General features: G+C 74.3%; 22 protein-coding genes. 10 read left to right on the top strand and 12 right to left on the bottom strand.

All coding sequences use genetic code 11. The features are described from left to right. Positions 1–17: 17 nt before the first annotated feature. Both FRADC12_RS24765 and FRADC12_RS24770 read right to left on the bottom strand, forming a co-directional pair. On the bottom strand, positions 18–941 hold the full coding sequence (locus FRADC12_RS24765) for a LysR family transcriptional regulator (protein ID WP_045878429.1): 924 nt from the start codon (positions 939–941) through the stop codon (positions 18–20). A 14-nt stretch (positions 942–955) separates the two neighbouring features. Further along, positions 956–2,023, bottom strand: coding sequence for a YeiH family protein (locus FRADC12_RS24770; protein WP_045878430.1), 1,068 nt, complete (start codon positions 2,021–2,023; stop codon positions 956–958). A 442-nt stretch (positions 2,024–2,465) separates the two neighbouring features. On the opposite strand from FRADC12_RS24770, the gene FRADC12_RS24780 reads away from it, so the two are divergent. After that, on the top strand, positions 2,466–2,810 hold the full coding sequence (locus FRADC12_RS24780; RefSeq protein WP_045878432.1) for an FtsX-like permease family protein: 345 nt from the start codon (positions 2,466–2,468) through the stop codon (positions 2,808–2,810). Between the two features lie 203 nt (positions 2,811–3,013). On the opposite strand, the gene FRADC12_RS24785 is transcribed toward FRADC12_RS24780, so the two are convergent. The 4 genes from FRADC12_RS24785 to FRADC12_RS24800 are packed head-to-tail and all read right to left on the bottom strand — an operon-like array spanning position 3,014 to position 6,947. Beyond that, positions 3,014–3,667, bottom strand: a complete 654-nt coding sequence (locus FRADC12_RS24785) for a LutC/YkgG family protein (RefSeq protein ID WP_045878433.1) — start codon at positions 3,665–3,667, stop codon at positions 3,014–3,016. Next, on the bottom strand, positions 3,664–5,121 hold the full coding sequence (locus FRADC12_RS24790; RefSeq protein WP_045878434.1) for a lactate utilization protein B: 1,458 nt from the start codon (positions 5,119–5,121) through the stop codon (positions 3,664–3,666). Before FRADC12_RS24790 ends, FRADC12_RS24785 begins: the two co-directional genes overlap by 4 nt. After that, the gene (locus FRADC12_RS24795) at positions 5,118–5,891 is read right to left on the bottom strand and encodes a (Fe-S)-binding protein (RefSeq protein WP_045878435.1); all 774 of its coding nucleotides are present in this window, start codon (positions 5,889–5,891) and stop codon (positions 5,118–5,120) included. Before FRADC12_RS24795 ends, FRADC12_RS24790 begins: the two co-directional genes overlap by 4 nt. A gap of 45 nt (positions 5,892–5,936) precedes the next feature. Further along, the gene (locus FRADC12_RS24800; RefSeq protein ID WP_045878436.1) at positions 5,937–6,947 is read right to left on the bottom strand and encodes a LacI family DNA-binding transcriptional regulator; all 1,011 of its coding nucleotides are present in this window, start codon (positions 6,945–6,947) and stop codon (positions 5,937–5,939) included. 491 nt (positions 6,948–7,438) lie between these two features. Between FRADC12_RS24800 and rhaI the strand changes: the two genes are divergently transcribed. The 3 genes from rhaI to FRADC12_RS24815 are packed head-to-tail and all read left to right on the top strand — an operon-like array spanning position 7,439 to position 12,194. After that, on the top strand, positions 7,439–8,605 hold the full coding sequence (rhaI, locus tag FRADC12_RS24805) for an L-rhamnose isomerase (RefSeq protein ID WP_045878437.1): 1,167 nt from the start codon (positions 7,439–7,441) through the stop codon (positions 8,603–8,605). Further along, positions 8,602–10,653 (top strand): bifunctional rhamnulose-1-phosphate aldolase/short-chain dehydrogenase, encoded by a 2,052-nt coding sequence (locus FRADC12_RS24810; protein WP_045880182.1) that lies wholly within the window; start codon positions 8,602–8,604, stop codon positions 10,651–10,653. The genes rhaI and FRADC12_RS24810 overlap by 4 nt, the downstream gene beginning before the upstream one ends. Positions 10,654–10,700: 47 nt before the next feature. After that, positions 10,701–12,194 carry a rhamnulokinase gene (locus FRADC12_RS24815; RefSeq protein WP_045878438.1) on the top strand — a complete coding sequence of 498 codons (1,494 nt, stop codon included), beginning with the start codon at positions 10,701–10,703 and terminating at the stop codon, positions 12,192–12,194. A 7-nt stretch (positions 12,195–12,201) separates the two neighbouring features. On the opposite strand, the gene FRADC12_RS24820 is transcribed toward FRADC12_RS24815, so the two are convergent. The 3 genes from FRADC12_RS24820 to FRADC12_RS35150 form a co-directional block, all read right to left on the bottom strand. Continuing rightward, complete coding sequence (locus FRADC12_RS24820) at positions 12,202–12,873, bottom strand: DUF6629 family protein (RefSeq protein WP_045878439.1); 672 nt, start codon at positions 12,871–12,873, stop codon at positions 12,202–12,204. Positions 12,874–12,970: 97 nt separating this feature from the next. Continuing rightward, the gene (locus tag FRADC12_RS24825; RefSeq protein ID WP_232304018.1) at positions 12,971–13,198 is read right to left on the bottom strand and encodes a hypothetical protein; all 228 of its coding nucleotides are present in this window, start codon (positions 13,196–13,198) and stop codon (positions 12,971–12,973) included. Between the two features lie 5 nt (positions 13,199–13,203). Then, the gene (locus FRADC12_RS35150; RefSeq protein ID WP_232304019.1) at positions 13,204–13,737 is read right to left on the bottom strand and encodes a hypothetical protein; all 534 of its coding nucleotides are present in this window, start codon (positions 13,735–13,737) and stop codon (positions 13,204–13,206) included. On the opposite strand from FRADC12_RS35150, the gene FRADC12_RS24835 reads away from it, so the two are divergent. Beyond that, positions 13,718–13,996, top strand: coding sequence for a hypothetical protein (locus FRADC12_RS24835; RefSeq protein WP_157489023.1), 279 nt, complete (start codon positions 13,718–13,720; stop codon positions 13,994–13,996). The genes FRADC12_RS35150 and FRADC12_RS24835 overlap by 20 nt on opposite strands. 10 nt (positions 13,997–14,006) lie before the next feature. Here the strand turns inward: FRADC12_RS24835 and FRADC12_RS24840 are convergent, their stop codons facing one another. The 3 genes from FRADC12_RS24840 to FRADC12_RS24850 all read right to left on the bottom strand — a co-directional run bounded on the left by FRADC12_RS24840 (position 14,007) and on the right by FRADC12_RS24850 (position 17,986). Further along, entirely contained in the window at positions 14,007–14,978 is a 972-nt protein-coding gene (locus tag FRADC12_RS24840; RefSeq protein WP_084011168.1) for an ABC transporter permease, read from the bottom strand. After that, positions 14,975–17,563, bottom strand: a complete 2,589-nt coding sequence (locus FRADC12_RS24845; protein WP_045878440.1) for an alpha/beta fold hydrolase — start codon at positions 17,561–17,563, stop codon at positions 14,975–14,977. Before FRADC12_RS24845 ends, FRADC12_RS24840 begins: the two co-directional genes overlap by 4 nt. Before the next feature lie 69 nt (positions 17,564–17,632). After that, a complete protein-coding gene (locus tag FRADC12_RS24850; protein ID WP_045878441.1) occupies positions 17,633–17,986 on the bottom strand; it encodes a helix-turn-helix domain-containing protein in 354 nt (117 codons plus the stop codon). 278 nt (positions 17,987–18,264) lie between these two features. Here FRADC12_RS24850 and FRADC12_RS24855 point away from each other — a divergent pair, with 278 nt between their 5' ends. The 5 genes from FRADC12_RS24855 (at position 18,265) to FRADC12_RS24875 (ending at position 21,339) form a co-directional block, all read left to right on the top strand. Continuing rightward, complete coding sequence (locus FRADC12_RS24855; protein WP_198153033.1) at positions 18,265–18,489, top strand: hypothetical protein; 225 nt, start codon at positions 18,265–18,267, stop codon at positions 18,487–18,489. A 54-nt stretch (positions 18,490–18,543) separates the two neighbouring features. Next, entirely contained in the window at positions 18,544–19,119 is a 576-nt protein-coding gene (locus tag FRADC12_RS24860; protein ID WP_045878443.1) for a DUF302 domain-containing protein, read from the top strand. 50 nt (positions 19,120–19,169) lie between these two features. Next, positions 19,170–20,126 carry an NAD(+)/NADH kinase gene (locus FRADC12_RS24865; protein WP_232304020.1) on the top strand — a complete coding sequence of 319 codons (957 nt, stop codon included), beginning with the start codon at positions 19,170–19,172 and terminating at the stop codon, positions 20,124–20,126. Between the two features lie 54 nt (positions 20,127–20,180). Further along, entirely contained in the window at positions 20,181–20,894 is a 714-nt protein-coding gene (locus FRADC12_RS24870) for a M24 family metallopeptidase (protein ID WP_045878445.1), read from the top strand. A gap of 79 nt (positions 20,895–20,973) precedes the next feature. After that, entirely contained in the window at positions 20,974–21,339 is a 366-nt protein-coding gene (locus FRADC12_RS24875; protein ID WP_232304021.1) for a helix-turn-helix domain-containing protein, read from the top strand. Positions 21,340–21,469: the final 130 nt, after the last annotated feature.

Genomic DNA, 21,469 nt, shown 5'->3' on the forward strand with positions numbered 1-21,469 from the left:
ACCGACTCAGGCGCTCCCTAGTCCGAGGTCGGTAGCCTGATCGCGAGGTCGATCAGCTCGGCTGCCAGGGGAGTCGGCGCGCGGCCGGACCAGACCGCGTGCAGCGGCCGGACCAGGGCCAGCTCGGCGACCCGGAGGCGAACCAGCTCGCCGGTGGCCAGGCCGGCCGCCGCCGCCCGGGCGCTGACGACGCCCACGCCGCCGCCCGCTCGGACCGTGGCCAGGATCGTCGCCGTCGAGCCCAGGCTGGTCGCGCGGGGGATAGACGGGGTGCGACCGAGCGCGCCGGCCAGCGCGCGCAGGAACGTCTCGCGGGTGCCGGAGCCGGATTCGCGCAGCAGCAGGGGTACCTCGACGAGGTCGCTGGCGCGCAGGCCACGTTCGGCCCGCGCGGCCAGGGGGTAGCGGGCGGCGACGACGAGCGCGAGGCCGTCCGTGCCGACGACCCGCCGGCCGAGGTCGGCCGGAACGTCGGGCGACTCGACGAAACCGAGATCGGCCCGGCCGGTCCGGACCGCCGCGCAGACGTCCGCGCTGTTGGCGACGCTGGCTGAGATCTCAAGATCGGCGTGACCGCGCCGCAGCACCAGCAGCCACCGTGGCAGCAGGTACTCGGCCACCGTCAGGCTGGCCGTGAGCCGCAGCCGGGCCCGCTGGTCGGCCCGCAGCGAGAGCACCCCGTCGGCCAGCGCCTGGGCCGCGTCGACGACCGGGTGGACCCAGGCGACGACGGCCTCACCGGTCGGGGTCAGCGTGCTGCCGCGCCGGGTCCGGACCAGCAGCGGCACGCCGAGCAGCCTTTCCAGCCGGGCCAGCCGCTCGCTCGCGCTGGGCTGGCTGATGCCGTGCGCCCGGGCGGCGGCGCCGACGCTGCCGGTCTCGGCGACGGACAGCAGAAGGTCGAGCGTCGCCAGGTCGGTGGCCCAGCTCGGCAGCGGCATCGTCCGACAGCGTGTCACACCACCCCGGCGACGGCGAGGCTGGTCGCGCTCACGGTCACCGACAGCAGCAGGCCGAGCAGCAGCGGCCGCGGGCCGGTGCGCCGCAGCGCCGCGACGTCCGTGCCGAGACCGATCGCCGCGAGGGCGACGGCGATCAGGATCATCGCGCACCGCCGCGAGAGCTCGTGGCTGGCGGCGGGGAGCAGCCCGGCCGAGTTGGCCGCCGCCACCAGCACGAACGCGACGAGGAAACCGGGGACCAGCCGGACGGCCCGGCGCGCCGCGGCCAGCTGGCGGCGCGGCTCGGCGGCCGGGTCCGGCCCGGCCGCGCGGCCGCGGACGAGCGCGCCCAGCGCCAGCACGACGGGGATGATCATGAGTGTGCGGACGAGCTTGACCACGACCGCCTGCTGGACGGCGGCCGGCCCGTAGGCACCGGCCGCGGCCACCACCGAGGACAGGTCGTTGACCGCCGTCCCGGCGAACAGGCCGAACCCGCCCGGGCTCAGGCCGAGCGCGTGCCCGAGCGGCGGGAAGACCAGCACCGCGGCCACGTTGAACAGGAAGATCGTCGAGACGGCGTAGGTGACGTCGGCGTCCTTGGCCCTGATCGTCGGGCTCGTCGCCGCGATCGCCGACGCGCCGCAGATGGCGGTGCCGACCCCGATGAGGACGCGCAGGTCGCGGCCCACCCGCAGCCATCGGCCGAACAGCGCCGCGCCGGCCAGGCAGGCGGCGAGAGTGGCCAGCATGACCGGCAGCGAGGCCACCCCGGCGTCGGCCACCTCGCGCAGGGAGAGCTGGGTGCCCAGCAGCACGACGGATGCCCGCAGCAGCCGGACCCGGGCGGTGTCGAGGCCCGGTCGCAGCACGCCCCGCCAGCGCCGCGCGACCGGGCTGAGCAGGGCGCCCCCCACCACCGCGACGACCGGTGCGCCGATCACCGGGCAGGCCGCGCCGACGGCGGTCGCGGCGAGCCCGGCCCCGGTGGCGAACGCCAGCCCGGCCGACCCGGCGAAGGCGGCGGACACAGTGGGGGTGAGCCGCGCGATCCGGCCTGCCTGGACGGGGACGGTGGTCATGAACCCAGCCTCGGCCGGTCACCGAACCCCCGGTAGCGGCCGGCTGCCGGGGATGGTCATAGGCAATCCCTATGATCGAGAGATCTCGAGCCAACTGGCGGCCTCGCGGGCCTTCGCGGCGACACGGTCGCCTTGCTGGGGTCGCACTGGCGGGTCGGCACTGTGCTGCGGACCCGGTTCGCCGGCCAGACCAGGAGCCTGCGTGTCGTGGCCCGGCTGCCGGCCACGCTCGCCGGCCCGGAGTTCCTGCTGCCCGCCGGCCTGGGCGCCGAGCCCACGGACCCGAGGCGCTACACCCTCCGGGTGACGCCCGGCGCCGACCCGTCCCGCCGTCGCGGACCGGCTGCGCGGCGCCGGCCTCGGCACCGGCGGGGCGGTCGACACCGCGGCCGGGCGGATCCGCCGCGACGCGGCCGACCAGCAGCGGGCCAACGTCGAGATCATGGTGGCGCTGCTGGGGCTCGCCATGGTCTACGCGGTGGTCGCGATGGTCTACACGGTGGTCGCCGCGGCCGCCGACCGGCGCGAGGAGTTCGCGACGGCGCGGGTGTCCGGCCTGACCCGCGGCCAGGTGGTGCGGACGGTGCTGTGGGAGGCGGCGGCCATCGTCGGGATCGGCCTGTTCCTCGGCGGCCTGACCGCCGGCGCGACGGTCCTCAGCCTCGTGACCGCCGTCCGCGACATGATCGGGCTCACCGTCCTGAGCGTGCCGTGGCCGCTGATCGCCGCCGTCGCGCTGGGTTCCCTCGCCGTCGTCGGCGCGACGAGCGGGCTCACCGGCACGTGACGCGGCGAGAGGAGCGACATGGGCCTGCGAGTTGTCGTCTGTTACACCGGTGGCGTGGGGTCGCAGGCGATCCGGCTGCTCGCGGCCACCACCGACGGCCTGCGCCACGACGGCGAGCTCACCGTCATCGGCGTCACGCCGGAGCCGATCCAGGTCAGCCCACTCCAGCTCGAAGTACTCGGCCGGGATCCGAGCCCGTTCGGCTACGCGGCGGCCGCGCGCACGACGAGTACGTCGAGCGTGCGCGGACCGTGGACCCCTTCGACCCGGCGAAGCTCGATGTCGCTGGTGGCGCTGGGCCCACTGATCCAGGTGAGGGGCCGGGCCGGCCCCGCCTCGGCGAGCAGGGCCACGGCGTCCGGAACCGTCGCCACCACCTGGTCGGCCCGCACGACGACCAGGTGGTAGTCCGGGATCAGGGTGAGCGCGCGCCGCCCCTGGCCGGGCCCGGCGTCCAGGACGATCGTGCCGGTCTCGGCGATCGCGACGGCGCAGGTGGTCAGGGTGCCGTCCGCGGCGTCCAGGTCGTCGACCGACAGCGGCGGGTCGTCGCCGAGCACCGGCACGGTGAGCCCGGCGACCCAGCCGGCCGGGATGCCAGCCGGCGCGACCAGCTGGCGGATGCGGTTCTCCGCCAGCCGCGCGGCGATCCGTTCCGGGACCTCGCCGGGCGCCACGAAGGCCACGGCCGCGCGGTAGTCGAGGACGCGGCGCGCGAACAGGTCGAGGTCGCCGAGCGCACCGGCCCGGCCCTGCCGGTAGCCGCGCGGAACCGGACCCGTTCCCGGCCCGGCGCGCCCGTCCTGGGCCAGCGCGGACCGGATGCGGGCCAGCACCTCGTCTCGGGCCGCGCTCATGGGGTCGTGTTCCCTTCGCGGGCCCACCAGTCGCGGAACGTCTCCGCTGGAGGGACAGGGACGTCGCGGGCACCGGCCCAGGCCGACAGCGGGGGCGGCAGCGCCCGCCGCCCGCGCAGCAGCCGGCCGAGCCGGCCGGCGCGCAGCGCCCGCGTCCAGCGGGCCGGGTCGCTCATCGTCCAGGCGGCGGCGGTCATGACCGCGCGCTCCGCCGACGGGAGCCGGTGCGCGGCCCGTTTGGCGTCGACGGCGCGGGAGCGCAGGTGGACCAGCATCGACGGGATGTCGATCGCGACCGGGCACGCGTCGAGGCACGCGCCGCACAGCGTCGACGCGTAGGGCAGGCTCGCGTTGATCCCGCCGCCGTCCATCCCGGTGAGCTGCGGCGAGAGCACCGCGCCGATCGGCCCCGGGTAGACCGACCCGTAGGCGTGGCCGCCGGACCGCTCGTAGACCGGGCAGACGTTCAGGCACGCCGAGCAGCGGATGCAGCGCAGCGCCGCCCGGCCGCGCGGGTCGGCCAGTGTCGCGGTCCGGCCGTTGTCGAGCAGCACCAGATGGAACCGCTGCCCCTCGGTCGCCCCGGTCCACATCGACGTGTACGGGTTCATCCGCTCGCCGGTCGACGATCGGGGCAGCAGCTGCAGGAAGACCTCCAGGTCACGCCAGGTCGGCACGACCTTCTCGACGCCCATGACCGTGATGAGGGTGCGCGGGACGGTCAGGCACATCCGGCCGTTGCCCTCGGACTCGACGACCGCGAGCGTCCCGGTCTCGGCGACGGCGAAGTTCGCGCCGCTGACGGCAACGCTCGCCGTGAGCAGCTTGCGCCGCAGGTGCGTGCGGGCCGCCGCGGCCAGAGCGGCCGGGTCGTCGGTCAGGTCCCTGTCGACGCCCGGCATGTCGCACAGGAAGATCTCCCGGATCTCGGCCCGGTTGCGGTGGATTGCGGGCACCAGGATGTGGCTGGGCCGGTCGTCGCTGAGCTGGACGATCAGCTCGGCGAGGTCGGTCTCGATCGCGGCGACGCCGGCCGCGGCCAGCGCCTCGTTCAGGCCGATCTCCTGCGTCGCCATCGACTTGACCTTCACGACCTCGTCCACCCCGGTCGCCAGGACCAGGTCGGTGACGATGCGGTTCGCCTCGACGGCGTCGCGGGCCCAGTGCACCTGCCCGCCCGCCGCGGTGACCCGCTCCTCCAGCTGGAGCAGGTAGCGGTCGAGGTGGGCGAGCACGTCGTCCTTGATCGCGGCACCGGCGGCGCGCAGCTCGGCCCAGTCGGGCAGCTCGGCGACGACCGACGCCCGCTTGGCCCGGATCGTCGACGTGGCGTTGCCGAGGTTGCGCCGCAGCTGGGTGTCCGCGACGGCCGTCCGCGCCGCGGCCGGGAAGGTCTGGGCTCCGGTCAGGTGCCCGACGCCGGCCGGTGCGGTCGGCAGCCCGAGGAAGGTCATCGGTGCGCCCCCGTCGTGGTGGCCGCCGGCGCCGGCGCGTCCTGTTCGGTCGAGGCCAGGATCTCGGCGAGATGCAGCGTCCGCACGCCGCTGCGCAGCCGGGACAGCCCGCCGCCGATGTGCATCAGGCAGGACGCGTCGCCGGCCGTCGCCACCTCGGCCCGGGTCGCCAGGATGCCGGCCATCTTGTCGGCGAGCATGGCCGTGGAGACGTCCGGGTTCTTCAGCGCGAACGTCCCGCCGAAGCCGCAGCACTGCTCGGCCGCGGGCAGCTCCACCAGGTCGAGGCCGCGCACGGCCCGCAGCAGCCGCAGCGGCCGGTCGCCGACACCGAGCAGGCGCAGCGAGTGGCAGGTCGGGTGGTAGGTGACGCGGTGCGGGAACGACGCGCCGACGTCGGTGACCCCGAGCACGTCGACGAGCAGCTCGGACAGCTCGTAGGTGTGCGCCGCGACCTGTTCGGCCCGCTCGGCGAGCGCCTCGTCGCCGAACCGGCGGGCGACGTCCGCGTGCTGGTGGCGGACCGCGCCGGTGCACGAGCCGCTCGGCACCACGACCGCGTCGTACCCGGCGAACGTGTCGACGTGGTTGCGCACCAGCGGCAGCGCCTCGCGAGGGTAGCCGGTGTTGACGTGCATCTGCCCGCAGCAGGTCTGCGACTCCGGCACCTCGACGTCCTGGCCGAGCCGGCGCAGCAGGCGCACGGTGGCCTGGCCGACCTGCGGGTACAGGCCGTCGACCAGGCAGCTCACGAACAGTGCTATCCGCATGGGGCCTCCCGCGTCGTGCGGCAATGATCGAACGCCCGGGCCGGGTCAGGGCTGGGTGGACTCTCGCACGACCAGGTCCGGTTCGAAGACGACCTGGCGGTGCCGGTGGGTGCGATGGGCGACCTCGTCGATCAGCAGCTCGGCCGCCGCCTGGCCCAGCTGCGCCCGCGGCTGCGCCACCGAGGTCAGCGGGACCGCGGCGGCCGCGGCGAAGTCGATGTTGTCGTAGCCGACGATGGCGAGGTCCTCGGGGATCTTCAGCCGCCGCCGGGTCATCTCCTGCAGCACACCCAGGGCGATCAGGTCGTTGGCGCAGAAGACCGCGGTCGGCCGGCCGGGCGCCGCCATCTCGGCGACCCGCTCGCCGGCCTGCCGCCCGGCCGCCACGTTGAGCGCGGACGTCTCGACCAGCGTCAGCGTCTCCTCGCCCAGGCCGGCCGCCGCGACGGCGTGGCGCGCCCCGGCGAGCCGGTCGGCGACCTGGCGGGTCGTGAGCGGGCCGCCGATGAAGGCGATCCGGCGATGCCCCAGCGCCAGCAGGTGCGCGGCCGCGAGCTCCCCGCCGACCGGGTCGTTGACCGAGACCGAGCACTGCCGTCCGCTGGCAGCGCGGTCGACGAGCACGACCGGCGTGCCATGCTGACGGATCTCCCCGATGCGGCTGTGGTCCTGCGACACCGGCGTGATCAGGATCCCGTACGCGCGCTGCTCCTGCAGCAGGCTCAGGTAGCGTTCCTCGCGGCGCGGGTCGTCGCCGCTGTCGCACAGGACGACGGACAGGCCCTCGTCCGCCGCGGCTGCCTCGACGCCCGCGGCGAGGTCGGTGAAGAATGGGTTGCGTACGTCCAGCACGATCAGCCCGATGGTCCGGCCGCGGCCGGCCCGCAGCTGGCGGGCCGCCTCGTTGCGGACGAACCCGAGTTCCTCGATGGCGGCGAGCACCCGTCCGCGCGTCGGCGGGGACACCCGGTCCGGGCGGTTGAGGACGTTCGAGACGGTGCCGACGGACACCCCGGCGCGGCGGGCGACATCGACGACGCTGACTGAGTCGGCCATGTCCCTCCCTCCGCGAACCGATTGAACCGTATCAACGCTGACGTCCGGTTGCGAGCCCGTCGAGGCGTCTGATCGACGGCGACGTTACGCCACCGAGCTGGGCCAGCGGGTCAAGAACCCGGTTGTGGTGCCTTGACCGTCGTGCCGTAACGATCCGGCAACTTGCCCCTTGACCCTGTTGCGGCCGTCCGGTTAGCTTCTGGGCACTCCGAACGTGAAAGGTTTCATTGAGGCGCGTCCGACCCACTGCTCCAGACCGGCAGCACCAGCTCCCGGGCCGGCTCCGGCCGGGAACCGGGGGGCGGACGGACACCTGGAGCGCACCGGTATCTCGCACCACTGGGCGCAGTGCGCCGGCCGTCCCGGCGCACGGCTGCGGGCGGCCGCGGACCTGCTCGGGATCGACGCCGTGGAGGCCGGGCCGGGCTGAGCCCCCTGGCCACGGCCTCCGCGCGTCACACGTCACTTCAAGTCTGGAGAGCAGGTCCGCAATGGTCGATCGAAAGGCCGTCACGACGGCCCTGGCGCAGCAGCGGATCGAGCTGCCGTCCTGGGCCTTCGGCAACTCGGGGACGAGGTTCAAGGTCTTCGCCCAGCCGGGCGTCCCGCGCGACCCGTTCGAGAAGGTCGCCGACGCCGGCCAGGTGCACGCCTTCACCGGCGTCGCGCCGAGCGTCGCCCTGCACATCCCGTGGGACTCCGTCGACGACTGGGCCAAGCTCGGCCACGCCGCCGCCGACGCGGGCATCCGGCTCGGGACCATCAACGCGAACGTCTTCCAGGACGACGACTACAAGCTCGGCAGCGTCACCAACCCGGACCCCCGGGTGCGCCGCAAGGCCCTCGACCACCTGCTCGCCTGCGTCGACGTCATGGACCAGACCGGTTCGCGGGACCTGAAGCTCTGGTTCTCCGACGGCACCAACTACCCCGGCCAGGACGACATCCGGGCCCGCCAGGACCGGCTCGCCGAGGCGCTCGCCGCCGTCTACGCCCGGCTCGGCGCCGAGCAGCGGCTGATCCTGGAGTACAAGCTGTTCGAGCCGGCCTTCTACACGATGGACGTGCCGGACTGGGGCACCGCCTACGCGCACTGCCTCACCCTCGGCGAGCGGGCCAAGGTCTGCGTCGACACCGGCCACCACGCGCCGGGCACCAACATCGAGTTCATCGTCGCGGTCCTGCAGCGGGCCGGGAAGCTCGGCGCGTTCGACTTCAACTCCCGGTTCTACGCCGACGACGACCTCATCGTCGGCGCGGCCGACCCGTTCCAGCTGTTCCGCATCCTGTTCGAGGTGGCCGCCGCCGGCGGCCTGGCCGAAAGCTCGGAGATCACCTTCATGCTCGACCAGTGCCACAACATCGAGCCCAAGATCCCCGGGCAGATCCGCTCGGTGATGAACGTCCAGGAGGCGACGGCGAAGGCCCTGCTCGTCGACGTCGACGCGCTCGCCGCCGCGCAGCGCGCCGGTGACATCCTCGGCGCGAACGCCGTCCTGATGGACGCCTACAACACCGACGTCCGGCCGCTGCTCGCCGACCTGCGGCGATCCCAGGGGCTCGATCCCGATCCGATGGGCGCCTACGCCCGCTCCGGCTACGCCGAGCGGATCGTCGCCGACCGGACCGGCGGGCAGCAGGCCGGGTGGGGCGCATGAACGCCGAGACGCCAGCCGCCGAGACGCCCGCCGAGCTCGTCGCTCGGTCCCACCGGCTCGGCTGGGACCCCCGCAACACCAACTACGCCGGCGGCAACACGTCGGCCAAGGGCGCCCTGACCGACCCGGTGACCGACCAGCCGATCGACGTGCTGTGGGTCAAGGGCTCCGGCGGGGACCTCGGCACCCTCACCGAGGCGGGCCTGGCCGTCCTGCGCCTGGACCGGCTGCGCGCCCTGCCCGGCGTCTACCGGGGCGTCGAGCACGAGGACGAGATGGTCGCCGCGTTCGACTTCTGCCGCCACGGCCTCGGCGGCGCCGCGCCGTCGATCGACACCGCCATGCACGGCCTGGTCGAGGCCAGCCACGTCGACCACCTGCACCCCGACTCCGGGATCGCGCTGGCGACCGCGGCCGACGGCGAGGCGCTGACCAAGGAGTGCTTCGGCAACCGCGTCGTCTGGGTGCCGTGGCGCCGGCCCGGCTTCCAGCTTGGGCTGGACATCGCGGCGGTGAAGGAGGCCAACCCGCAGGCGATCGGCTGCATCCTGGGCGGCCACGGCATCACCGCCTGGGGCGACACCAGCGAAAGCTGCGAGGCGCACTCGCTGGAGATCATCCGTACCGCCGAGGCGTTCCTGGCCGAACGCGGGAAGGCCGAGCCGTTCGGCCCGGCCCTCGCGGCCTTCGCGCCGCTGGCCCCGGACGAGCGCCGGGCCCGCGCCGCCGCGCTCGCCCCGCTGGTGCGCGGCCTGGCCTCGACGGACAACCCGCAGGTCGGCCACTTCACCGACGCGCCCGTCGTCCTGGACTTCCTCGCCGGGGCCGAGCACCCGCGCCTCGCCGCGCTGGGGACGTCGTGCCCCGACCACTTCCTGCGCACCAAGGTCCGACCGCTGGTCCTGGACCTGCCCCCGGCCGCGCCGCTGGACGAGGTCACCGCCCGGCTGCGCGAGCTGCACGCCGCCTACCGGGAGGACTACCGGGCCTACTACGAGCGTCACGCGAACCCGGACTCGCCGGCGATGCGCGGCGCCGACCCGGCGATCGTCCTGGTCCCCGGCGTCGGCATGTTCAGCTTCGGCCGCGACAAGCAGACCGCCAGGGTCGCCGGCGAGTTCTACGTCAACGCCATCAACGTGATGCGCGGCGCCGAGGCCGTCTCGACGTACGCCCCGATCGACGAGGCGGAGAAGTTCCGCATCGAGTACTGGGCGCTGGAGGAGGCCAAGCTGCGCCGGATGCCGGCGCCGAAGCCGCTGGCGACCCGGGTCGCGCTGGTCACCGGTGCCGCTAGCGGTATCGGGCGCGCGATCGCGCTGCGGCTCGCGGACGAGGGCGCCTGCGTCGTCGTCGCCGACCTGGACCAGGAGAAGGCGGCCGCCGTCGCCACCGAGCTCGGCGGCCCCGACCGGGCCATCGGGGTCAGCGCGGACGTCTCCGTGCCCGGCGCGGTCGCGGCTGCGTTCGTCGAGGCCGCGCTCGCCTTCGGCGGCGTCGACCTCGTCGTCAACAACGCCGGCCTGTCGATCTCGAAGCCGCTGCTGGAGACGTCCGAACGCGACTGGGACCTGCAGCACGACGTCATGGCCAAGGGCAGCTTCCTCGTCGCCCGCGAGGCCGCCAGGCTGATGGTCGAGCAGGGCCTGGGCGGTGACCTCGTCTACATCGCCAGCAAGAACAGCGTCTTCGCCGGCCCGGACAACGTCGCCTACGGCTCGGCGAAGGCCGACCAGGCCCACCAGGTGCGGCTGCTCGCCGCGGAGCTCGGCAGACACGGGATCCGCGTCAACGGGATCAACCCCGACGGCGTGGTCCGCGGGTCGGGCATCTTCGCGGGCGGCTGGGGCGCGAAGCGGGCGGCCGTGTACGGCGTCGAGGAGTCCGACCTCGGCGCCTTCTACGCGAAGCGCACGCTGCTGGGCCGCGAGGTGCTGCCCGAGCACGTCGCCGCGGCGGTCTTCGCCCTGGTCGGCGGCGACCTGACCCGCACGACGGGCGTCCACCTCCCGGTCGACTCGGGCGTGGCCGCGGCCTTCCTGCGATGACAGCGGGCACGCGATGACGAAGGCCGTGCGATGAAAGAGACGGCGCGATGAAGCAGACGTCCGTCGCGGCGGTCGACCTGGGCGCGTCCAGCGGCCGGGTCGCCGTCGCCCGGATCGGCCCGGCCGGCGTCGACCTCCAGGAGGTGCACCGCTTCCCGAACACGCCGGTCCGGGCCGGCGGCCGGCTGCGCTGGGACGTCCTCGCGCTGTTCGGCGGCGCGATCGAGGGCCTACGCCGGGGAATCAGCCTGACTGGCGGCCTCGACAGCGTCGGCGTGGACAGCTGGGCCGTCGACTACGGCCTGCTCGACGCGGACGGCGACCTGCTCGGCAACCCGGTCAGCTACCGCGACCCCGGCACCGGGGCGGCCGTTACGGCCGTGCTCGACACGCTCGGCCCGGACGAGCTCTACGCGGCCACCGGCACTCAGCTGCAGCCGTTCAACACCCTGTTCCAGCTGCTCGCCCGCCGCGGCACCGCGCAGGGCGCCGTGGCCCGCCATGCCCTGCTGATCCCGGACCTGATCACGTACTGGCTGACCGGCCAGCTGCGGACCGAGCTGACCAACGCGTCCACGACGCAGCTCCTCGACCCGCGCACGGCCTCCTGGTCGGCGGACCTGGCCAGGCGGCTGGACGCGCCGGTGGGCCTGTTCCCGCCGCTGGCCGCACCGGGGACACCGCTCGGCGCGGCGCGCGACGACCTGGGCCTGGCCCAGCGCCCGCAGGTTGTGCTCGCCCCGTCCCACGACACGGCGGCGGCCGTCGCGGGCATCCCGGCGGGCGGCGACGACTTCGCCTTCGTCTGCACCGGGACCTGGGCGCTGGTCGGGGTCGAGCTGCCGAGGCCTGTGATCACCTCGGCGAGCCGCGCGGCGAACTTCACCAATGAGCTCGGCGTCGACGCGACCACCCGCTTCCTGCGCAACGTCACCGGGTTCTGGCTGCTGCAGGAGTGCGTCCGGCACTGGCGGGAGGCCGGTGACGACGTCGACCTGCCCGGCCTGGTCGCGGCGGCGGCGGCCGTCCCCGGGCCGCGGGCGGTGATCGACGTCCAGGACCCGGTGTTCCTCGCGCCCGGCGACATGCCGCGCCGGGTCCGGGCGGCCGCGGCCCGGACCAGCGGCCTCGCGCTGGAGACCCACGCGGAGGTCGCGCGGTGCGTGCTGGACAGCCTGGCCCTCGCGGTCCGCCGGGCGGTGCGCGACGCGGCCACCCTCTCGGGCCGGCCGGTCCGGGTCCTGCACCTCGTCGGCGGGGGAGTCGCGAACACCCTGTTCTGCCAGCTCGTCGCGGACGCCTGCGAGCTGCCGGTCCTGGCCGGCCCGACCGAGGCCGCCTCCTGGGGCACGGTCATGACGCAGGCCCGCGCGCTCGGTGCGGTCGAGGACTCGCTCGCCGCCAGCCGGGCGACGATCGCCCGCGCCGTCGCGCCGGCGCGGTACACACCGAGCCCGTCCCGCGCCTGGGAACGGGCCGATCAGGCCTGCCCGACGGCCGCGGCGCCGGCCTGGAGCCCCGCCGTCCCGACGGCGACCTGAGCGCGCCCTACCGGCCGGCGAGCGCGGGGCGGCCGACCCGCTGGCCGCCCGCGCCGCCGGAGCGCAGGTGCCAGGCCACGGCGATGCTGGTGACCGCGGCCCAGGCGCACCACAGCGAGGTGACGGCGTCGGTCGCGATCCACGCCAGCAGCCCGACCGCCGCCATGTTGACGACGCCGTACCAGCGCAGGAACGACCGGCCGGAGACGACCAGCGCGCCGCAGGTGCTGACCAGGTACAGCACGATGATCACGGGCCCGGCGTACATGTGCACGTGATAGACGATGTGGTGGCCGTCCGGGGTCGCGGTGACGGGCCTGGCGACGAGGGCCGCCACCAGGCCGGCCGCGCACAGCACACCGGCGGCGAGCGTGACGACCTCGGCCAGCCGGTGGGCCGGCGAGTGTTCGAGCGCCAGCACGGTGACGGGCACGTACACGGGCAGGACGACGAAGGCGACAGCCGCGTAGCTCGCGGTCGCGACGGTCAGGGCTCCGTGGCTGACATCGCCGCGCAGCCCCCACCAGACGAACGCCTCGACGAACGTGTGCCCGGCGAGCAGGAGCGGCAGGACGGCCAGCGGCCACTGCGCGCCGGTCCGGACATGTCGGACGGTGTCGACACCCACAGCCCCGATCACGACGGCGCTGACGACGTCGGCCTCCGGCGAGAAACACATCCCAGCTCCCCCGACCCACCCGCGCACGCCTCATTACGAACCTAGCGCCACTGCCGGTGGGGCTGGGCTCGTTCCGGCGTGATCGCGGTCGCTCCGGTCAGGCCGCGGGGCCCGCGGCCGGCGGCCAGAGCGGGGAGCGCACATCGAAGCCCAGCGGGCCGTCCCAGCGGTTGCGCGCGGCCACCTCGTGCACCGGGCGCCGCCCGGCGACGCCCCAGCGTCCCGTCGGGTAGCCGAAGCTGACGCAGCAGGCGTTGATCCACCCCTCGTCGCGCGGGACCGCCAGGATCTCCAGCACCTCGTCCTTCGCGAAGATCCCGAGCACGCTGGTCAGCGAGCTTCCGATCCCCTCGGCCCTGGCGGCGAGCTGCGCGCTCCAGACGGGTCGCGGTCGCCCAGGCCGGGCCGGTGCAGATCGAGCTGATCACCCAGTGCTGCGGTCGCGCCAGCATCTTCCGCGAGCAGGCCCTCACCGGCCGGGCCGGCTTCCACCAGCTCTGCACGGCCAACCTCGACTACGACGGCAGGCGGGCCTTCTACCTTGGCCTCGGCTACGAGCTGGCCTGCGAGCTCACCTACGCCGACGGCATCCGGGTCGGCTACTTCGACGACCTGGCTGGCCCCGGCTTTCGCCGCGGCGGCCAGCAGGTGGGTGACCGAGGCGCGGAAGAAGTCCACCGACGCCTCGTCGAAGGCCGGCGAGTTGGTCACGTCCACGAGGACGTCGGCGCCGTGGACCGCGTCGTCGAGCCCCGCGCCGGTCAGGAGGTCGACCCCGGTCGAGCGCGAGTGCGCGGCGACATCGTGGCCCGCCGCCGTGAGGTTCCGCGCGACCCGTGCTCCGATGAGGGCCCAGGAGATCAAGGTTCTCGACGTCGTCGAGGCGGTCGAGGGCCCCGCGCCGACGTTCGTCTGCACGGAGATCAGGCAGCGCGGGCCGTTGGCCGCGCCGCCGGAGGCCTGCGCGGCGCCGGGCGCGATCACCCGCACGGTGATCGCCGCCGACCAGGCCTGGCGGGCCGTCCTGCGCGAGGTCTCCGTCGCCGGCCTCGGCCGGATGGTCGGCGGCGACTACGAGACCGACGTGATGGGCCAGGTCGGCGCCTGGCTCGCGGCCGGCTAGCCGGCTCGCGCTAGCTGACGATGTCCTTGCGCTGGAAGCGCCACCAGGCCAGGGCGAAGAACGCCGCCGAGTAGGCCAGGACGACGCCGGCGCCGCGCATCATGTTGTCCCACTGGATGCCGGGCCCGAGGGCGTCGAGCCAGGCGTACTGGAAGTGGGTCGGCAGGAACCGGCGGTACGGGTCCAGCGCGGTGATCGAGTCGAGGATGTTCGACAGGACGACGACCATGGTGGCGCCGCCGACAGCGCCCAGCGGGGCGTCGGTGACCACGCCGAGCAGGAACGCCAGCGCCGCGACCAGCAGCGACTGCAGGCTCGCGTAGCCGACCACGATTAGCAGCCGTGTCAGCCCCTCCCCGGCCGTGAAGGTGCCGCCCAGGGGCGACTGCGCGGGCGCCCAGCCGAAGAACAGCCCACCGACCACGAGCGCCCAGCCGGGCAGCAGGACGTTCGCGCCAAGGCTCAGCGACAGGGCGACGATCAGCTTCTGCCGCAGCAGCCGAGGCCGGGGGACCGGGATCGCGAGCAGGTACCGCAGCGACGACCAGCTCGCCTCGCTGGCCACCGTGTCGCCGCAGAACAGCGCGACCAGCACGACGAGCAGGAACGACGCCGAGGCGAACTCGGTGAACAGCGCGAAGTTGGTCGCCCCCTTCGTCGCCAGGGCCGCGAGCAGCTGCCCGGAGAAGCTGCCGTCGTTCGACTGTGCCGACGAGTCCGGCGAGCTCACCTGGAAGGCCAGCGCGATGGCCAGCGGCAGCAGCAGCAGGACCAGCCCGACCAGGTGGATCCGCCGGCGGCGCAGCTGGCGGACGAACTCGACCCGGGCCCGCAGCGTGCGCCCGGGCCGGAAACCGTTGTCGTGGGCCTCGGCGGCGTCCATCAGCCGGTCGTGGGCGCCGCGCTGGGTGGGCGGGGGCCGCACGCCGTCGAACGGGTCCGTGGGTGCGTCCGTGGGTGCGTTCGTGGGTGGAAGTGTCATTGGTCCGCCCCGACCATCCTGAGGAACACTTCCTCCAGCGAGCGCTGCGCCGGCATCACCTGCGCGGTGACCCCGGCGGTGGCGAGGATCTGCCGCGCCTTCTCCGCGTCGGCGACGGCGAGCTGCGGCGCCCCCGCGCCGACGATCTCCGCCACCGAACCGGCCGCGACCAGCTTCCCCTTGTGCATGACGACGACGTGGGTGCACGTCTGCTCGACCTCGGCGAGCAGGTGGCTGGAGATCACCACGGTGCGCCCCGTCGCGGCGTAGCGGCGCAGGACCTCGCGCATCTCGGCGATCTGCGGCGGGTCCAGCCCGTTGGTCGGCTCGTCTAGGACGAGCAGCTCGGGCAGGCCCAGCATGGCCTGCGCGATCGCCAGCCGTTGCCGCATGCCCTGGCTGTAGGTCCTGACCCGCCGCTCGACCGACGTGCCGAGCCCGGCTATCTCCAGCGCGGTGTCGAACTGGGCGTCCTGCGCCGGCCGGCCGGTCGCGGCCCAGAACAGACGCAGATTGTCCCGGCCTGACAGGTGCGGCAGCAGCCCCGGGCCCTCGATGAACGTGCCGACCTTGGAGAGGACCGGCGCCCCGGCCTCGACCAGCTCCCCGAACACGTGGACGGTGCCCGCCGTCGGCCTGATCAGCCCCATCAGCACGCGCAGCGCGGTGGTCTTCCCGGCCCCGTTCGGCCCGAGCAGCCCGACGACCTGGCCGCTCTCGACCCGGAAGCTCACCCCGTCGACCGCGCGGAACCCGTCGCCGTACTCCTTGACCAAACCCTCGATCACGACCGGGACCGTGGCGAGCCCGCCCATCACGGCCCGCCGGGCCCGGCGCCGGACGCCCGACACCAGGAGACCAGCCAGCAGCAGCGCCATCGCGGCGAGGCCGACGACCAGCCAGCTCCACGGCAGACCGGCCTCGGCGATCCGCCCGTCGATTCCGGCGACGCTCAGGTCACCCCGAAGCGACGCGCCATCCAGGGCGATTGTGTAGCCGCGGGGATCCGTCGGCAGCTGGTAGGCCGAGTCGGTGGTCCCGACGGCGACGACGACGCGGTGGCCGGCGGGGACCTGCGTGACGACGGCGGGCAGGGTGACGGTGACGGTCCGCGCGACGCCGGGCCGCAGCCCGGTGAGCCGGATCGGCGCGACCAGGCCGTTCGGCAGGTGCAGCGCCCCGTCCGGGGCCAGGTCGGCGAGCGAGGCGAACAGCGTCGCGTCCGCCGCGCCGCGCGGGGCCACCTGGATGGTGATCGTCGACGATCCGGCCACGAGCAGTGGCGCGGGCAGCGGCGCGGACGCGAAGGCCGCCACCTGCCCGGGAATCGTGGCGAGGCCCGCCGGCCCGGACAGCGGCGTCGCCGCGCCCCCGAGCGCGTTCACGTTGGCGAGCAGGGCACCCAGGCCGGGGACGGCCGTGACGGCCGCCGGGCTTCCGCCGGCCGGCGCGTAGACGGTCTGGGGCGGGCCCGCGACGGTGAGGTGGCTGGTCCGCCGGCTCCTCGTGGCGTCGCCGGCGCGCAGATTCTGCGCGACGGTCTGCCCGGTGTCGGACGAGATGCCGCTGCCGGGCACGGCGGCCTCGAACGACGTGTCGAGCCGCCCGTGGCCGAGCAGGACCGGGCCGAACCAGTCCTCGACGTACCCGGCCAGCTCCTTGGCCGACGTCGACCCGTCGTGGCCGCCGCTGCGCCAGATCTCCTTGACCGTCGTGCCGTGGGCGGCGAGGCCGCGGGCGTTCGCGTCCGCCTGGCCGAGCGGGAACAGCGAGTCCTGCTCGCCCTGGATCAGCACCGTCGGAGCGGTGATCCGGTCGAGCACGGCCGCGGGGCTGGACGCGCGCAGCAGCGACAGCATCGCGCCGTCGGTCTGCCCGGTGGTGGCCGCGTGCTGGTAGGCGGCGCACAGGTCCGGCGCGAACCGGCCGCACGCGCCGGTCTGCTGGCCCGCCGCGGAGCTGAACAGCACCCCGGCCCACTGCTTCTTGAAGACGCCGGGCTCGGTGGCGCCGGCGTTCGGGAACAGCGCCTGCGACAGGTCGTTCCAGGTGATGTCGGCGGCGACAGCATCGACACGCTTGTCCTGGCCGGCGGCCAGCAGCGCGAGCGCGCCGCCGTAGGACGCGCCGGCGACCCCCAGCCGCGGGTCGCCGGGGCCGTCCTTGCGGACCTGCGGCAGCGTTGCCAGGTAGCTGATCAGCTTGCTCGCGTCGGCGACCTCGTAGGCCGGCGCGTCCAGGTGGACCAGCCCGCCCGACCGGCCGAAGCCCCGCGCGGTGTAGGCGAGGACGACGTACCCGTGTGTCGCCAGCGCGTGGGCCTCGGCGTCGAGGTCGGTCTTCGACCCGCCGAACCCCTGGGCGAGCAGGATCGCGGGCGCCGGTGTGGTCCGCGGCAGGTAGAGGGTCGTGTCCAGCATCACCCGCGCGCCATTCTCCGCGGTCCCGGCGACGAACTGGGACCGGGTCCGGATCGGCGCGTCCGAGCTGGACGCGGCCACGCCGACCAGGGCGGCGACGAGGACGAGTACCACCGCTGCCGACCCGGCGAGCAGCCGGCGCCGGCCCCTGAAGAAGGCCCTCACCGCGGCTGGCCCGGCCGCGGCGCGGCCTCGCCGCGGACACCGATCGAGCCCTCACGTGCCACCGAGGGGTCACTCCCTTCGCGCGATCGTGCGCGGCAGGCGTCGGGCGCCTGGTAGTCCGGACGGAACTGGCTGTGTCGACCGTAACGGGCCGGCACGACCGTCCGTCCGTCGCGTAGGCGAGCAGCCTTCCGGAGAGGCCGATTCGCCCGCCTCCCGGCGGCTGCGAACGGCCACCCGCGAGCCGGGTTGCCAGCCGTCGGCACCGCCGAAGAGGCGGTGCAGATGGTGGTCCAGCAGGTGGGCGAGCACCGCGGAGACCCGGCGGTTGTCGTCCGGTGCCATCGCGATGTCGAGCTTGGCGAAGATGTTGCCGACGTGGGTCTCGACCGTTTTGGCGCCGAGGAAGATCCTGCTGGCCAATTACACGCAGCTACGACTCGGCCGGGACTGGCCGCCGATCAGGGGGCGAGCAATCGTTCCGGCGTCCGTTATGTGGCGTATGTCTGGGCGCCTTCTAGATCACCCGAGGCTCTCCCGAATCAGCCAGCAGGGTCGAGGAAGAGTTGCCGGGAGATGGCGAGCTTCGAGCGTCCCTCGGCCATCACAGCCGCAGCGCCTCCCGCTCCCGGACCGTGAGGCGTTCGGGCAGCCCGAGCCGGTTGCGGTGCCCCGCCTACCGGCCCGGCGCGGCGACCGTCGTGGTGTTCCTCCTTTACCTGCTCGTCCTGCTGGGAATGGTTCTGATGGGCGGCTCGCTGTGGCGCTCCCGGGCGCTGTCCTGGTGGCAGGCCGCTCTGGTCGGGGTGGGCGCGCTGCTGGGTTTCGCCGGTCCCGAGGGCCCGGTCGGCGCGCTGTTCAGCGTTCCGCTCGCCGTCGGGATGGCTCCCGCCGCCCGCGGGCTCCTGCGGGTGCCGCGCGGCTGAGGCCCTGACGGGCCGGTAGTCCCGGCCGCCCGGCCCAGGACGACGGAGGCGCAGATGGGCACAGGAGCACACGGAGTCCTAGGTCAGGGCAGCCTGAGTGAGGCGACGATCGTGGCCTACGAGGCCCGCCGGCTCACGATCGTTGCCACCGGCGGCTACGACGAGTTCGTGGCGGGGTTCGAGGCCGCCGTCCCGGTCCTCGAACAGGCCCGGTTCCAGGCTCTCGTGGACAGTGGCGGCGGCTGGGACGATGTACTCGCGGCCGCCGACGAGAACGCACCGCATGGCTTCATGCGGTTCTGGCAGGCCGACGTGACGGCGATGATGAGCCCGCTGGGCGTCCCTTGGCGGTGCACCGAGTACCTGATGGGCAACCAGACCATCGCCGCGCGCATGTATCGCCACGACCCGGCGGTCATGCTGTACGCGCCGCTGCGCGTCACGATCCACACCCGGCCCGACGGCGCGGGTTGCGTCGGGATCGACCGGCCCGGCGCCCAGCTCGGGAGCTTCGGCGATCCGCGGATCGCCTCGGTCGGCCTCGAGCTGGACCGGAAGGTGGCCCAGCTGCTCGAGGCGATCGGCGTCCCGGCGCCGAGCGAGCTCACCGCCGATGACCGCCCGGCGTGACCCGACCAGTGAGTCTCCCGACGCCGGCCTCGCCGGTCACGGTCGGAATCGTGTTGCACCCGCGTCGCGACTCGGCCGAGGCCGTGGGTGCCATCCTCGACTGGGCCGCCGGCATCGGCGCCCAGGTGCTGGGCGTCGACGAGGAGATCAGCCGGCTGCGGTGCGCCGCCCTGCCGGTGGCCGCGGCGGAGCTGGGCGTTCGCAGCGACCTGATCGTGAGCCTCGGCGGCGACGGCACCATGCTGCGGGCGATGCGGCTGGCCGACGGCGGCTCGGCGCCCGTGCTCGGCGTCAACCTCGGCAAGCTGGGCTTCCTGCCCGAGGTCGACGTGCCCGACCTTCCCGCCGCGCTGCGCGCGATCGACCAGCGGGAGTACACGACCGAGCCCCGTCTGGCCGTCGACGCCGAGCTGTGCGGCCGGACCGTCAGCGCGTTCAACGACGTCGCCGTCGTGCGGGTGCCCGGCCACGGCGGCAGCGCCGCGGTCTGCCTGCGGGTCGACGGCCGGCCGTTCGTCAGCTACGCCGCCGACGCGGTCGTCGTCGCGACCCCGACCGGGTCGACCGCGTACAGCTTCTCCGCCGGCGGGCCGATCGTGAGCCCGTCGGTCGAGGCGCTGCTCGTCACTCCGGCGGCCCCGCACTCGGCGTTCAACCGTGGCCTCGTGCTGTCGGTGCGGGACGACCTGGCACTGGAGGTCCTGCCGGCGAGCGGCCGGCTCGCGGTCGAGGTCGACGGCCGGGTCTGCGGCTATGTCGAGCCCGGTGCCACCATCAGCCTGCGCTCCCGGCCCGGCGCCGCCCACGTCGTGCGGCTGGGTCGGATGACGTTCTACGAACGTGCGCGGCGCAAGCTGCGGCTGGTGGGCTCCGCCGAGGTCGAACCCGCGCCGGCCGGCGCCCGCGGCGGCCAGCCCACCGACTCGGCTGGTCATACCCGATCGCTGGGAAGCTCTGGCCACTCGTCGCCACCGGGTATGACTCGCTCCGGGCCGGCGGGAGTCTGACCAGTCGTTGTCCGCTTTCGGGCCTGGTCGGCCCGCTGTTGCTACTTTTCGAGAGTGACCGACCTGACCGAGGACGCGCGGGCCGCGCGGCTGCTGGACGCCGAGGCCAAGGCGGTCGAGCTTTTCGCCGCCGTCGAGCGGCGCGGCCTCCTCGCGCCCGGCGTGACCGAGGAACAGGCGAGCGACGCGATCCGTGACCTGGCCGCGGAGCTGTTCGGCGTGAGCCGGCACTGGCACAAGCGGATCGTGCGGGCCGGGCCCAACACCCTGCTGCCCTACGCCGAGAACCCGCCGAAACGCGCGATCGGCGCCGACGACATCGTGTTCTGCGACTTCGGGCCGATCTTCGAGGACTGGGAGGCCGATTTCGGCCGGACCTACGTCCTGGGTGACGACCCGGCCAAGTGGCGCCTGTGTGCGGCGTTGCCCGAGGTCTGGGCGGCCGGCCGGGAGTACTTCCAGACCCATCCCGACGTGACGGGCGAACAGCTGTTCGCCCACCTCGGCTGGCTCGCCGAACAGGCCGGCTGGGAGTTCGGCGGCCCGATCGGCGGCCATCTGATCGGGCAGTTCCCGCACGACCGGATCCCCGGGAACAAGGTCGAGCTGTACGTCACCCCCGGCTCCGACAAGCCCATGCGCCGCACCGACCAGGCCGGACGCCCTTGTCACTGGATCCTTGAGGTCCACCTCGTCGACCGGGACCGCCAGATCGGCGGATTCCACGAGCAGCTCCTCGACCTCGGCGACGGCGTCTCGCCCGGCTGACCGGTCTGCTTCCCGCGGTCGGCGGTCGGCGGGGTCCGGAACTTGCGGCGCTGGACGGTAGGCCGACTCGCCGGCGGCCGTGTTCGAGGCCGAGATCGTCCGCCGCGGCCGACGGGACGGTCTGACCGACCTGTTGACACCCTCCGCGCTCGCCGGCATCCAGGCCGGGGCGCCGGTGGCCCAGGTCGCCAGGACCGCGGCGCTCAGCGAGCGCCAGCTCCTGCGCCGCTGCCAGCTCGCCGTCGGCTACGGGCCGAAGACCCTCGCCCGGATCGTCCGCTTCCGCCGCGCGGTATCCCTCGCCCCCACCGGTGCACCGTTCGCCACCGTGGCCGCCGCCGGCTACGCCGACCAGGCCCACCTCGCCCGCGAGGCGCGAGCCCTCGGCGGCGCGCCGCTCGGCGAGTTGGTCGCAGCGGCGGCACCACCCGTGGCGGCAGGCTGACGGCGGCCGCCGGCTACGCGGACCAGGGCGCTTTGCTGACGTCGGCCGCTGGTTTCGCGGACCGTGTGCGCCTTGCCTTTGAGCCTTGCGTTCTCGGCGGTATGCCGCTCGGACCGCAGCCCCGCCCGTC

This window comes from Pseudofrankia sp. DC12 (assembly GCF_000966285.1).
Taxonomy (GTDB): Bacteria; Actinomycetota; Actinomycetes; order Frankiales; family Frankiaceae; genus Pseudofrankia.

What these genes read in the sequence shown, in the direction of transcription:
- FRADC12_RS24765 (WP_045878429.1), bottom strand. Translation starts at nt 941, where the DNA reads ATGCCGCTGCCGAGCTGGGCCACCGACCTGGCGACGCTCGACCTTCTG.
- FRADC12_RS24770 (WP_045878430.1), bottom strand. Translation starts at nt 2,023, where the DNA reads ATGACCACCGTCCCCGTCCAGGCAGGCCGGATCGCGCGGCTCACCCCC.
- FRADC12_RS24780 (WP_045878432.1), top strand. Translation starts at nt 2,466, where the DNA reads ATGGTGGCGCTGCTGGGGCTCGCCATGGTCTACGCGGTGGTCGCGATG.
- FRADC12_RS24785 (WP_045878433.1), bottom strand. Translation starts at nt 3,667, where the DNA reads ATGAGCGCGGCCCGAGACGAGGTGCTGGCCCGCATCCGGTCCGCGCTG.
- FRADC12_RS24790 (WP_045878434.1), bottom strand. Translation starts at nt 5,121, where the DNA reads ATGACCTTCCTCGGGCTGCCGACCGCACCGGCCGGCGTCGGGCACCTG.
- FRADC12_RS24795 (WP_045878435.1), bottom strand. Translation starts at nt 5,891, where the DNA reads ATGCGGATAGCACTGTTCGTGAGCTGCCTGGTCGACGGCCTGTACCCG.
- FRADC12_RS24800 (WP_045878436.1), bottom strand. Translation starts at nt 6,947, where the DNA reads ATGGCCGACTCAGTCAGCGTCGTCGATGTCGCCCGCCGCGCCGGGGTG.
- rhaI (WP_045878437.1), top strand. Translation starts at nt 7,439, where the DNA reads ATGGTCGATCGAAAGGCCGTCACGACGGCCCTGGCGCAGCAGCGGATC.
- FRADC12_RS24810 (WP_045880182.1), top strand. Translation starts at nt 8,602, where the DNA reads ATGAACGCCGAGACGCCAGCCGCCGAGACGCCCGCCGAGCTCGTCGCT.
- FRADC12_RS24815 (WP_045878438.1), top strand. Translation starts at nt 10,701, where the DNA reads ATGAAGCAGACGTCCGTCGCGGCGGTCGACCTGGGCGCGTCCAGCGGC.
- FRADC12_RS24820 (WP_045878439.1), bottom strand. Translation starts at nt 12,873, where the DNA reads ATGTGTTTCTCGCCGGAGGCCGACGTCGTCAGCGCCGTCGTGATCGGG.
- FRADC12_RS24835 (WP_157489023.1), top strand. Translation starts at nt 13,718, where the DNA reads ATGAGGGCCCAGGAGATCAAGGTTCTCGACGTCGTCGAGGCGGTCGAG.
- FRADC12_RS24840 (WP_084011168.1), bottom strand. Translation starts at nt 14,978, where the DNA reads ATGACACTTCCACCCACGAACGCACCCACGGACGCACCCACGGACCCG.
- FRADC12_RS24860 (WP_045878443.1), top strand. Translation starts at nt 18,544, where the DNA reads ATGGGCACAGGAGCACACGGAGTCCTAGGTCAGGGCAGCCTGAGTGAG.